Source organism: Reticulibacter mediterranei (genome assembly GCF_016587455.1).
Genome location: NZ_BNJK01000001.1, coordinates 2,245,523 through 2,257,740, shown reverse-complemented (window position 1 = coordinate 2,257,740; position 12,218 = coordinate 2,245,523). Strand labels below are relative to the sequence as shown.

At 50.5% G+C, this 12,218-nt stretch carries 9 protein-coding genes; 2 read left to right on the top strand and 7 right to left on the bottom strand.

The annotated features are described in order from the left end of the window. Positions 1 to 5: 5 nt before the first annotated feature. The 5 genes from K3T83_RS09675 to K3T83_RS09655 all read right to left on the bottom strand — a co-directional run bounded on the left by K3T83_RS09675 (position 6) and on the right by K3T83_RS09655 (position 6,400). Positions 6 to 944, bottom strand: a complete 939-nt coding sequence (locus K3T83_RS09675) for a carboxylesterase family protein (protein WP_220202762.1) — start codon at positions 942 to 944, stop codon at positions 6 to 8. A gap of 180 nt (positions 945 to 1,124) precedes the next feature. Continuing rightward, positions 1,125 to 2,054, bottom strand: a complete 930-nt coding sequence (locus tag K3T83_RS09670; protein ID WP_220202761.1) for a PLP-dependent cysteine synthase family protein — start codon at positions 2,052 to 2,054, stop codon at positions 1,125 to 1,127. Between the two features lie 26 nt (positions 2,055 to 2,080). Continuing rightward, a complete protein-coding gene (locus tag K3T83_RS09665; RefSeq protein ID WP_220202760.1) occupies positions 2,081 to 3,556 on the bottom strand; it encodes a pyridoxal phosphate-dependent decarboxylase family protein in 1,476 nt (491 codons plus the stop codon). Positions 3,557 to 3,620: 64 nt separating this feature from the next. Next, the gene (locus tag K3T83_RS09660) at positions 3,621 to 4,838 is read right to left on the bottom strand and encodes an acyltransferase (RefSeq protein ID WP_220202759.1); all 1,218 of its coding nucleotides are present in this window, start codon (positions 4,836 to 4,838) and stop codon (positions 3,621 to 3,623) included. Beyond that, the gene (locus K3T83_RS09655; protein ID WP_220202758.1) at positions 4,835 to 6,400 is read right to left on the bottom strand and encodes an AMP-binding protein; all 1,566 of its coding nucleotides are present in this window, start codon (positions 6,398 to 6,400) and stop codon (positions 4,835 to 4,837) included. The genes K3T83_RS09660 and K3T83_RS09655 overlap by 4 nt, the downstream gene beginning before the upstream one ends. Positions 6,401 to 6,815: 415 nt before the next feature. On the opposite strand from K3T83_RS09655, the gene K3T83_RS09650 reads away from it, so the two are divergent. Further along, complete coding sequence (locus K3T83_RS09650) at positions 6,816 to 7,517, top strand: response regulator transcription factor (protein ID WP_220202757.1); 702 nt, start codon at positions 6,816 to 6,818, stop codon at positions 7,515 to 7,517. A gap of 18 nt (positions 7,518 to 7,535) precedes the next feature. Next, on the top strand, positions 7,536 to 9,059 hold the full coding sequence (locus K3T83_RS09645) for a sensor histidine kinase (RefSeq protein ID WP_220202756.1): 1,524 nt from the start codon (positions 7,536 to 7,538) through the stop codon (positions 9,057 to 9,059). Between the two features lie 2 nt (positions 9,060 to 9,061). Here K3T83_RS09645 and K3T83_RS09640 read toward each other — a convergent pair whose 3' ends face one another. Both K3T83_RS09640 and K3T83_RS09635 read right to left on the bottom strand, forming a co-directional pair. Continuing rightward, the gene (locus K3T83_RS09640; RefSeq protein WP_220202755.1) at positions 9,062 to 9,877 is read right to left on the bottom strand and encodes a phosphodiester glycosidase family protein; all 816 of its coding nucleotides are present in this window, start codon (positions 9,875 to 9,877) and stop codon (positions 9,062 to 9,064) included. 177 nt (positions 9,878 to 10,054) lie between these two features. Then, complete coding sequence (locus tag K3T83_RS09635) at positions 10,055 to 11,947, bottom strand: D-alanyl-D-alanine carboxypeptidase family protein (RefSeq protein WP_220202754.1); 1,893 nt, start codon at positions 11,945 to 11,947, stop codon at positions 10,055 to 10,057. Between the last annotated feature and the right edge of the window lie 271 nt (positions 11,948 to 12,218).

Sequence of the window (12,218 nt, the reverse complement as noted above, 5' to 3'; positions counted from 1 at the left end):
TTGAATTAAGCTTTGCTTTGCGAGAAAAGCCAGGGATAGAAGTCGTCAACGCGACCAGTCGTATCAAAGCCGTAGACGCGGCCCCAGATGCCGTGTCCCGCGCCCACGAATTCAGTGTAGCGGGGTTTTCCTCCCTTTGCTCTTATGGCGTTGATCATATCGCGCGAGCCAGAAACGGGTACGCGTGGATCTTTCGATCCATGAAAGGCCCAGATGGGTGTGCTCGTCAACAGAGCTGCTCGCGTTGGATCGCCTGCGCCTGAGACGGGGGCGGCTGCCGCGAAATAGTTGGGCCAGCGCTCGATAGCCTCCCACGTGCCATAACCACCAAGCGAGAGGCCAGTGATATAAAGGCGGTTCGCATCAATCCCTGTATATTCCTGTTGGAGCGAATCTAGCAGCTCTTTTGTCAACAGAAGAGAGTTATCGGGTTGCGCTGCCAGTCTGTAAGAACCCTTGCCAGGATTGGTATTCACCCAGCTTTGCGGAGTGGTGAGTTGAGGCACGACCACGAAACAGGGCCAGCGTTGTTGAATGTTTGGATTGTAGGGGCTGGAATATTGGGTACTCCATATCTGGACATACTGCGCGTGCATGAGCACTTGTCTGTTTTGCTCAGGTGTTCGCTGGAGATTGTTGCGCTCTCCACTGCCTTCAAGCATCAAAACAAGTGGATATTTTTGTTGAGGGTCATAGTGTGCAGGAATATAGAGATAATATGGTAAAGAGCGGCTCTTTGCATCAGTAAATGTACGAGCGATATACCCAAAGTTAGAAACAGGGGTCGCAGTGGGCGTGGGTATTGGATGCGCCGTAATGGTAGGGGGTATCTTCCTGGTAAATGAGGTCAGATAGGTTTTGATTGCCGGGAAGGTGATCGCGAATACAAGCGCTATCGCCAGAGTTATTACGAAAACATAGCTCAATTTTTTTTGTTGTAGCATGCTTATTCTCTCATATCAATCTTGCTGTCTACTATAATAGTTGCTCACATTATTTGCAATAAGCAATTTGGAGGCTGTGCCTGTCGAGCATTTCTTTAACGAGAACAACCCGCCAACCATTATTACGGGCTGGCGGGTCGTTTGTTGGGTGAGCAATAATTTTGATGAGAGTAGAGCTGCTTAATCTGTTGAGGTGGTGAGCATGGCAGGTAAAGGAAGTTTGGCCATCCAATAATCTTCGCTCATATATTTCCAGCCGCCATCTGCCAGGATAATTACGATCTTGCCGCTCTTCATGGTTTCCGCTACACGCAGCGCTACATCGAGAACCGCACCGCTGGATGGTCCTGCGAAGATGCCCTCCCTTGCCTTCAACTGAAGTGTGCGCATCCAGGCATCACGGCTTGAGACGAGCATTCTGGTGTCAATAACGGATTGATCAAGGACGGGAGGGACAAAACCATCGGCGAGATTGCGCAATCCCTGAATGCTATCGCCCTGGACCGGCTCTGCTGCTACAATGCAGGTGGAGCGATTGTGTCTTTTTAAGCGACGAGCTACCCCTGTTAGTGTTCCACCTGTGCCCAGGCCACCAACAAAGACATCGACATCGGGCATGTCGTTAATAATTTCAACAGCTGTGGTTTCATAATGCGCCAGAGCGTTTGCTTCGTTGCCATACTGATAGAGCATAACATAACGCGAGTCCTGCGTCGCCAGGTCTTGCGCCAGCTTGACGGCCCCGTTGCTGCCAGCCTGTCCTGGAGAGGTAATAATATCGGCTCCATACAACTCCAGCAGCCTGCGCTTATCTTGCGTCCCTTTCTCAGAAACGACAGCAGTAAAGGGATAGCCTTTGAGATTTGCCACCAGCGCTAGCGCCACGCCGGTATTGCCGCTGGTTGGCTCTAATAGTATCGAGCCAGCTTTGAGCAACTGTTGCTTTTCTGCTTCCTCAACCATCTTGCGCGCGATTCGATCTTTGATGCTACCAGAGGGATTGTTGCCCTCTAATTTCGCAAAGATATGCACGTCTGGTCGTGGATTAAAACTACTTAGCTCAACCAGAGGGGTATTGCCAATCGTTTCCAGAATGTTTGCATAGCGCATGAGTGGTTCCCTTTCTCTCTTGCATATCAAGCAATACTATCTTGACCTGCATATATCGTTTCATCAATAATGGTCTGTATATCTGCTTCTGTGGTCTGATAGTTGACGAGGCAGGCACGCAATGCCTCTTTTCCCTGGAAGCGGGTGCTGGTCAGAAATGCCCGTCCACGCTGTTGCATCGTTCGTGCGAGCGTTTTCTGTAGCTGATCAAGTTGTGCGGGTTGCTGATGTAGCCTTGCGGGGACATAGCGGAAACGCACAATGCTGAGTGGACCAGATGAGAGTAGTTCTAGATCGGGGAGTGCCTCGATCTTGGCGGTGAGCAGGCGTGCCATTTTGTTGTTGTGTGCAATGGCGGTGGCGAGACCGCTGCGACCTGCCGTGTGGATGATGGCCCACACATCCAGAGCACGGAAGCGGCGCGTACGTTGCAGGGTGTATTCTGAGAGCCAGGGTTCGTGTTCGTCCTGCTCTGGTGGCGTCACGCTAAAGGCATTGCGTAAGGCTGCTTTATCTCTTACTAGCGCACACCCGCAATCAATCGGGACCGAGAGCCACTTGTGCTGATCGGTTGCCAGCGAATGGACCCGCTCTATGCCTTTGTAGAGAGGCGCGACCTGCTCGTCTAAAATGCCAAACGCGCCGTATGCTCCGTCAACGTGAAGCCAGAGTCCCTCTTCTGCACAAAGATCGGCTAGCTCGTCAAATGGATCGATTGCGCCGCTTTCCACTGTTCCCGCCGTTGCCGCAACACAGAAAGGTCTCATGCCTGCCGCGCGATCTTCCTGTATGCGCAGGCGCAATTGCTGCACGTCCATCTGGAATGATGGCGTTGAGGGGATGATATGGATAGCGTTGCGTCCCAGGCCCATCGCCTCGACCGATTTACGCAGGCTGAAATGGCCTTGGTCGGACATGTACAGGACAAAGGGACGTTTCATGCCCTGCATCCCCTCCGCGCGTACATCCCAGCCGTCGATCTGGGCTGCCCATTGTCGCGCTGCCTGTAAGCAGGTGAAATTGGCCTCGGAGCCTCCGCTCACAAAGACTCCGGCGCTACCATCTGTGGGGAAGCCACATAGCTCCATAATCCATTGTACTGTTCGCCGCTCTAGCTCCTGTCCGGCGTGATCGCCAATACCGCAGTTCGGATTCATTGCAGCTGCCAGTGGTTTGACCAGTACGCTGGCATGAGCGGGGGCCGAGTTTATCCATCCGGCAAAGCAAGGGTGTCCATTTCCTTGTGGAAAGGGAAGGATCATGCGTTGAATGAATGCCAGCGTTTGCTCGAATGGTTGCCCTTCTGCCGGTAGCTCTTGTTCTTGAATGGTTCTATGGATGTCGTCAGGAAGCGGTTGCCAGAGTGGGCGTTCTCGTATGCCGCTCAGATATGAGGAGGCTTCATCGATGATCTGATAGCCAAATTGTTTAAATGTTGCCTCGTCAAATGCGAGTCCTGATTGGTTACTTGTTGTTGTGGATGGAGTATATATATCGGTCATGGAACAGATCCTTTAGTTGCATTGTTGATAAAGACAGCCGTGTTTTAACCCAGTTACCGCTCTGCTATGTTGTTGAGACGCGCAGGTCGTCTTGTTGAGTGCGCTCCGTTGGTTTGTCTCCAGTGCCCTTTTGTGGTGGAGACTGCGTTCTCAACTTCAAATGGGCGCGTCCAAAGAGACGGCTCACAATGGGAATATGCAGGGCAATCGCGGTTACGAGAATGGTTGCACCAACCGTCAAGAACCAGGCAAGGAAGACTCTGGGCGCTACATGCCATGCTGTCGGCATTGCCGGGAGTATGTGGTGCAGGACGATATCCATAAAGAATGGATGAATGAGATAGATGCCAAACGCGGCATCAGAGAGCACATGAGCGACGGGATAGCCGCGAGGATGCCCTTCCTGCCTGGCCCACTGGCAGGCGAGCCAGAGCATAAAGAAGATGACCGCCGTGCTATAGAACACCGTCGCTGGTTGCAAGACCGATCCTGCATAGTCTAGTGAGAGGTGGTAGACGCGTATCTGAATGACATAGTGCAGCCAGGTTCCCGCCAACACTGCCAGAAAGCCGCCGATCACGAGCCAGTTGTGCCGCAACAAGAATGCCTTCACTTGCTGGAAATAGAGTCCCGTGAAAGCTCCGAGCAAGAAGTAGAACTGGTAGGTCAGTAAAAAACGATCCTGATACATGCCAACATTCCCCCAGAACTTTGAGGTTTTTGTTAACGTGGTCTGTTGGAGGTAGTGATAGTCAGCGTAGAACAGAACAAGCTGGACCACAAAACTGATTGTTAGAACTTTCCAGGGATGCGGCGCGATACGTTTCAAGAAAAGCAAGAATAGCGGTAAGATGATATAGAACTGGAGCGAGAGCAGAATATAGTATAGCTGGAATGATGCTCCTCCCGTGAGTATATCGAAAATGGCTGTCTGAATAAACGTGCTCGGAGACAGGCCCGGCTTGTAGTACGGAATATATATGAGGCTCCAGATGATGTAGGGTAGCAAGAAGCTGATGCCGCGCTTGCTCCAGAAGCGCTTGAATGAAAAGGGCTTCCCGTAATAGACGTACACCAGAGCGAAGGCTGTGACAAACATAAATACCGCCCTGGTGAAGTGGAGCGCGATCACGATAGCGTTCTGGAACTGCAGTCCCGGAGTGGAATGATTGAGTCCGTTGGTCAGAGCAACTATATGGACGGCAACAACGCTCAAGGCAGTGAGTATGCGTAGGAGGTCCAGCTCGAAAACGTGTGGACGGCGTGCCGTTTGTTCTTTCACTCCACAACCTCAGTTCTGTTGCCTATTTTTGCTGTAACATAAGCCTGTTCGCGCGCTCGCAAGAGACGCCGTTCGATTTTCCCGGTGGGCGTGCGTGGCAGCGCATCGATAGCAATAAAATCTACTGGCACCTTATGTGGACTCAAGCATTGTTTGGCATACTGATGGAGATCCTGAACCACCTCTTCGTTCCAGGGAGTTTGCGTCACAACATAGGCAACAACCACTTCTCCATAGATGGGATCAGGACGGCCAACCGCCGCAATTTCATGGATCGCTGGATGGTGGATCAGTGCTTCCTCGACTTCTCGTGGCGCAATGTTTTCTCCGCCGCGATTGATGACCTCGCGCAAACGACCTTTGATGAAGAGATAACCGTCCTCGTCCATGTATCCGAGATCGCCTGTGCGAAACCAGCCGTCTTGAAATGCTGCTGCTCCGCTGTTATTTTGATAGCCATCGATAACGCATGGACCGGTAACACAAATTTCGCCAGTCTCGCCCGGGGCAACATCGCGCAGACTCTTTCCTCGCCCCTCGCTTTGAGGGATGCAGATGCGCAACGCGACACCAACAGGTCGTCCGGCAGAACCTGGCTTATGAATGCCAGGCGGAACGGGATTCGCTACGATCTGGCTTGCAGCCTCCGATAATCCATAGGTTTCGATGGCTGGAATACCAAACTTTGCTTCAAAAGCGAGCAGATCAGCGGCGGGCAGTGAGGCCGAACCTGTTCGTACAAAGCGCAAAGATCCGGGGAGAAATGCAGGTTTTTCGGTCTCTAAGAGAATAGCAACGATTGTGGGGACGATGCTGGCCCAGGTGATTTGATATTGCTCAACCCATGACCAGAAGCGTCGGCGGCTAAATCGTTGAGCAATGATTACCATGCTGCCAGCCAGCAAAGATGCACATAGACTGACTACGGGCGCGTTGACATGATAGAAAGGCAAGACAGTCAGGCCACGATCTTGCATAGTAAGCTGATGACTACTACGTATATGATCGGCAGTCCAGGCAATCTGGCGCTCGTGCAGGATAACACCCTTTGGTTCGCCCGTCGTTCCCGATGTCGTCAAGCAAACACTTCCCTCTATTGGCTCAATCGGGGCGTGGGATGATGCCTGTTCAATCAGCGTTTCACAGTCCAGGCGGGTAACAACCGTCGCATCAGGTGTGGCGAAACCCTGAGCATCCTCTGCGTGCTCTACAATCAGCAGATCGACATCATTTTTGCGGGCAATTCTGGCTTTTTCCTCGTTCGTTGCGTTTGGGGAAAGAGGATGCAGGCGATGACCGCCACTCAATACGCTGAGCCATGTAACCGCGCTGATAATGCCTCCTGGAAGCACGATTGCTATGCTGCGAGGAGACGTGCCGAGCAGCTTGCGCATCTCATTAACGGCGGCGAGCGTTTGAGCATAGCTGAGTGTGCGACCCGTTTCTGCTTCTACTAAATAATGGGCATCAGGTCGCCCTGATGCCCACTCAACGAGCCTTTTATATAACGACCCATGTGTTGCCAGCTTCATGCTCTTTATGTCTTCCCGTATGTTTAGCATCTTGATCTCTCCTGTATAAGATGGCTGTGTCTATGGGGGGATAATTGCATCGGCATGGGGGCAATCTGTGTCACTCATTCCTCTGCTAGCGTGATCATGTCACTGTTTGCTGAAAAAAAGTTGACGTTAGCTGAAATTTTGCTGAATATGCTGCAATGCAATTGATTTTGAAGAGGTAGATCGTCGAAATTATGGTGTAATGATAGTGAAAAAAAGGCAAAACGAGTTTATAATCTCCACTATTTAAGCGAGTAAACTCATAGTACTTTGGTTTAGTATTGATTACGACTGGAAATTTCTGAAAGAAGTCATATAATGAGGAGTTAGTAGATAGAAATTCAGCGAAATTTCAGCTACTTTTGCGATACTGATAGTCATGAACACAGCCTCTTCCATTCCAAAAGAAATACATGCCATGTCACTATATAACGAAAGCAGCAGCACAGAGAGACAACCCACTGTCTTGATTGTCGATGATGAGCCACATATCGTGGACTTTTTAGAGATAGGATTTTCCTACGAAGGTTTTCACGTCCTGATGGCGGCCAGCGGTCCCGAAGCGCTTGAAATTTCCAGGCTCCATCCGCTTGATGTAATTATTTTAGATATTATGTTGCCGGGACTGGATGGCCTGGAGGTTACGCGTCGTATCCGTAAAGTTAACGATGTCGCGATTATTATGCTGACGGCGAAAGGTGGGATCGATGATTGTGTGGTCGGATTAAACGTCGGGGCCGACGATTATGTTACAAAACCATTTGCCTTTAAAGAGTTGCTGGCACGGGTACGCGCGGTGTTGCGCAGGCACGGCAGGAACTTTGCGGAGGTGCTGACATTTCAAGGCATCACCCTTGATCATGGCACGCGCATTGTGACTTGCGACGGACAACTTATCCCATTAACGCCACGAGAATTTGATCTCCTGGAACTCTTCCTGATGCATCCACGTCAGGTTCTTACACGGGAAGTGATTTTATCACGCGTCTGGGGCTATGACTATGAGGGCGATGACAATATTATTGAAGTCTATGTGCGTCATTTGCGTGAGAAATTGAACGATCAACCTCCCCGCTTGTTGCAGACGGTGCGTGGCATCGGCTATACATTGCGGGGGTAAGGGGGCCATATGCGGCGCATGAAGCAGAAATTGAATAAATGGACAACACATATCCCTATTCGCTGGCGTTTGACATTGATCTCTCTCGGATTGTTCACCGTTCTGCTGAGTGGGCTGGGTACGATTATTTTGCTAATGTCGGAGCAGGCGCTCTTAAACAATCAAATTGATGCCTTGCATAATGAGGCGCTATTGGCGGTTAAGGGATTGCGCAACCACCCTTTTGTGCTTTCCAAACCGCCCGGTCCGCCAGAGGGTCAACTCTCACCAGCGCTGCTGAGCAGTCTTATTGTGCTGGGCGAACGACTGACGAGCAGCAATTCCGACGCGATCATTCTGTCTCCCAGCGGAACGGTAATGGTGCCGAGCAATGATTTTCCGCTGGCACCAATGCCAATTAGACTCTCACCAGCAGAGATACATCAGGCCATGACTGACGATTCTGAAGGGAGCAAACTGGTGCGCGATGCCCATAAACTGCGCCAGCTTGTTGTGCTGATACCGCTGGTCAATGATCATCAGACGGTTGCAATTCTCCAGATCAGCACGCCTACCTCTACAATTGATGAATTTATCACAACACTCCGTTTCATCTTATTGCTCGGCGTTGGTGGCGCGCTCAGCATCGCTATTGCCCTCACGTTTCCTCTGATTGGGACAGCTCTGCGCCCACTGGTGGAGATAGAACGAACGAGTCGCTATATTGCGGAAGAACGTGCGCTCTCTATGCGGCTCTGTGCTCCTGCCACAAACGATGAGATTGGACGCCTGACGCTCTCGTTTAACCAGATGGTCGAGCAGCTTGAAACGGCGTTTAAGCGTCAGAAACAATTTGTCTCGGATGCCTCCCATGAGTTGCGCACTCCGCTCACCGTGCTACGTGGGAGCCTGGAGATGCTTTTGATTGGCGTCGATAGGGGAGATATCGAGACTTCTCGTAGGCTAGCACGCAGCATGTCTTCTGAGGTGTTGCGTATGCAGCGATTGGTGGAAGATCTGCTGGCTCTGACACGGTTGGATGAGGGCAGGAGGGCGGCGCGAGAGGATATTGTGAATGTGCGTACCATCATTGATAAAGTGTACGATCAGGCACAGCAGCTCGCTCGCGGCCAGGATATTCGCAGCGATGTTGCAGCGAATATCTTCTCTGTTCGTGCTGACCCTGACAGGTTGCAACAGATCTTGCTTAACATTGTTGAGAATGCCGTGAAATATACGGCGACCGATGGTTGTGTGAAGCTTGTCGCCTGTAATGGTGTTGATAATACAGTTGTCATCGAGGTTCGTGATAATGGCAAAGGCATTCCCGCCGAGGCGCTACCTCACGTTTTTGATCGCTTCTATCGAGTGGATAGCGCACGCAGCCGGATAGCGCCGCAGCGGATTGGTGGTAGCGGCCTGGGCCTCGCAATTGCGAAAGAACTCATTGAGGCCCAGGGAGGAACAATCACCATTGATAGCATCTTTGGTCAAGGTACTACCGTCACGATTCGGCTGCACGCTGTTACGAATGATGTTGAGGTAACTCCACAATCCCTGTAATCTCATTTGATGATGATAACAATGGGCAACGTTGTCACGGAGTCGATAGTGACGTTTTGATTGCCAGCTCGCAAGTACATGCCAGTAGAGGCTCCTCCATCAAGATTGAGCGCTGTCTGAATCGAGAGATCAGATGAGATGAGCAGGTCTGCCAGTTCGTCAAGCGAAAATGCCTCTTTGGGGCTGACGATCAGCAAAAGGCGACCCTGTTTATCTTGCGCGGCTACGGTCCTGCGTTCGCTGGCTGCGTTGGCGTTGAAGCTGGTCCGTTGCCCATTGAGTACAAGCATCGGCGAGGACTGTGTTGCTTGCTGAATTTGCTCATTATCAGGATTATAGGGCTGGTCATGTAAAGAACGTAGCTCCAGGTGCCCCTGTGCGTTCACTGCGAGCATGCCACCAAAGCCCTGATATGATGAGCCGTGAGCCTGCCCATTGGCAATCAGTAGACCGGTTGGCTGGTTTTTATCATCGAAATAGCCGCCGTTGATAACAGCCAGTGCATGGGTCTGCTTCATCCATTCATTGAGCGAGACTGGAAATTGTGGCTGATAGCCGATGCTGAGATGGATATGTTGTGGATCAAGGCGTAGGATAGTGACACGATCTTCGTTATTCCCTGGACTCTTCCAATCTTCGGTGCGAATCTCAATGCCGTTAGCTGCTTTTGTCCAGACATTCAAAGGCGTTTCTGATGACGTTGGGGTCGCTGTGCCTGTGTTGAGAGCCGCAGGAAGGGCGTCGCAACTGCTCAGCGACAAGAGGAAAAGCAAGCAACTGAGGAAATATGAGAAGAAGCGTGTGTTTCTGGTGGGCATGAAGATATCGTCCTTATTTCTAGCATACTCACTACCGCAATTACTACCTATTGTTTGTATAATACACTTTTAAACTTGATATAGATAGCGATATGGCGTATGGTCTCATAGCCTTTTGAGTATAACAAAGACCATCCCAAAAGTATAGGTGTTGAGGAAAATAGAGGATTTCTGTATCTAAGCTGTACCGCATTGTCCGGTCTGTATATCGCATTGGATAGAGGCATGCTCGAATTGTTGCTTGACGGATGTATCCGTAATAACTTTTGTGATTCCCGTTGGATAGCCAAATTTCTTCAGACCGCCTGATTTATCGAAATAAGTGAGGATCGGGTTGGAGATACTATATCCCGTGAAAATATAATAGCGCCCTTTGTTTGCCATTGGGATTGTATTCTCTTTTTTGTCGCGCGCGAAGAACTGCCAGTCGGCATCATAAGGGATGGGGCTTTTCATATCGATCTCTGCCGGTGAGATCCATTGGAAGGTGTTGAAACCCCAATTCATCAAATCGCGCATGTCGGTCCACCAATCTTTGGTGTGCATAACGACGCCGATCAGGTGATGCTTATTACGAACGGAGGAGATGACCTGGTTAAAGTTGTTGGCTCCATCCCAGCCCGGCTTGCCGCCGTCAACACCTGGATACCACCAGAGAAATTGGTTTCCGTTGACAAAGATGTGTTCAGGATGAGCCGCGTTTTTGGGAAGGCGATATTCGCGCGTGCTACTGATCTGGCGGATTAATGGATTGCTCAGGCTATATTTCCCTAAAAATGCCAGATCGTGGGCGCTTGAATAGTGCCCTTGCACCAAGAGTCCATGAGGATTCATATAGTGCGTGTCGTGCAAGCCTAGTTGTTGCGCGCGTTGATTCATTTTAGCGACGAACGTTGGTAGATTCCCATCAAGGTCATCTGCGATAGCGATGGCTGCATCGTTGCCTGAGACGAGCATGAGACCGTAGAGTAGTTCGCGCAGGGTATACGTTTCGCCCTTTTTGATGCCCATGAGTGAGCTATCGGCGGAGAGTCCATTAATATCGCGTGCAATTGGATCGGTAATCTTGATTTGTTGATCCGGGTTGCCCGTTTCAGCTGCGATCAGTGCCGTCATCAACTTGGTAGTGCTGAGCATTGGCAGGTGCATAAATGGATTGCTGGCATATAAAGTGGCACCTGTATCTGCGTCAAGTAAATAAGCCGAGGTCGCATAGACTGGCGGCGCTGGATGGTCATTATTGGCAGGAGGAACGATCACTAGTTGATGCGGGTTCGCCGGCGAGTTTGGAGTATTCGCGCTGGTCTCCCCAGCCTGTTTTTGTGCGGCTGTGTTGCTCGCAATATTTTTCGCTGCCTGAAAAGTTGTGCGAACATTATGAAAGGCACCAGGAGCGATAAACGATGCAATCACCACCAGGAGTGCCATTCCTGCCAGTACCAACAGCATGGGGCGTATTCGAGCTATGCCTTGCCGACGCGTTGTTGGATAGCGTTTGAGTGCTTTGCTGCCTCGTCCTCTAGTGGTGCGAGATGGTGCAGGTGGCGTATAGATTTGTGTGTGACGGCTCCGTGTTACGCTCATTTTATCTGTCGAAGGTGCCGCTGTTGGCATTTCTTCATCATCAAATTCGTCAAATCTATGTTTTTCTGCCTCAATCGATATTTTGCGCGTGGATGGATTTGTCTCTGCTGGTATTTTGCGCGTGGATGGACGCGAGGGCGAGTCGTTATATGTCAGCTTTTTGGCGCGAGGAAGTTTGCTGGTGGATGGGGGAGGAAGTGTTTCCTGGTCCTCATCTACTAGAAAAGATATTGAAGGCGCAAGGGCTGGTGTGCTGGGTGGGTTGTAAGGACGCCTTGAGCGAGTTGCTGATGAGTGTGTTGGCGAGACTCGATCCAGGTGCAAGGAAGCCCGTTTGACTTTCGGAACTTCAGGATGTTCGTCGCTGTAAAAATCCTTGCGAGGTTGCTTTGATATCTTTGAACTATAGCGTCGTCGTGGAAGATCGATGATCTGGTTCGGGTCATAATTATGTTCGTATGCCTCTTCTCGCGGCGTCCTACCCATGCGCCGGTTACTCCCTTTTCTCACCTTGAACGTGCAGAGCAAAATATTGCACCAGAAGCGTTACCTGATTTGTACGGATTTGATTACATCTATCTTACCCGCCATTGTGGTTGCTGTCAACTGTCAGTTTCTCAAAGATCGATAATTGTAGTAATAGACTTTGTTGCCTGCCTGATGATGGACACGAAAATGGAGACACAGAAAAAACTATCTCAAGATTGTGTGCGAAATTTTACAATTTTCTGTATCTTTATTGAATTTTCTCTGGTAA

Bases quoted from the DNA above. Each gene is read 5' to 3' on its own strand.
- K3T83_RS09670 (WP_220202761.1), bottom strand. From the start codon at position 2,054: ATGCGCTATGCAAACATTCTGGAAACGATTGGCAATACCCCTCTGGTT.
- K3T83_RS09640 (WP_220202755.1), bottom strand. From the start codon at position 9,877: ATGCCCACCAGAAACACACGCTTCTTCTCATATTTCCTCAGTTGCTTG.
- K3T83_RS09650 (WP_220202757.1), top strand. From the start codon at position 6,816: ATGTCACTATATAACGAAAGCAGCAGCACAGAGAGACAACCCACTGTC.
- K3T83_RS09645 (WP_220202756.1), top strand. From the start codon at position 7,536: ATGAAGCAGAAATTGAATAAATGGACAACACATATCCCTATTCGCTGG.
- K3T83_RS09655 (WP_220202758.1), bottom strand. From the start codon at position 6,400: ATGCTAAACATACGGGAAGACATAAAGAGCATGAAGCTGGCAACACAT.
- K3T83_RS09675 (WP_220202762.1), bottom strand. From the start codon at position 944: ATGCTACAACAAAAAAAATTGAGCTATGTTTTCGTAATAACTCTGGCG.
- K3T83_RS09665 (WP_220202760.1), bottom strand. From the start codon at position 3,556: ATGACCGATATATATACTCCATCCACAACAACAAGTAACCAATCAGGA.
- K3T83_RS09635 (WP_220202754.1), bottom strand. From the start codon at position 11,947: ATGGGTAGGACGCCGCGAGAAGAGGCATACGAACATAATTATGACCCG.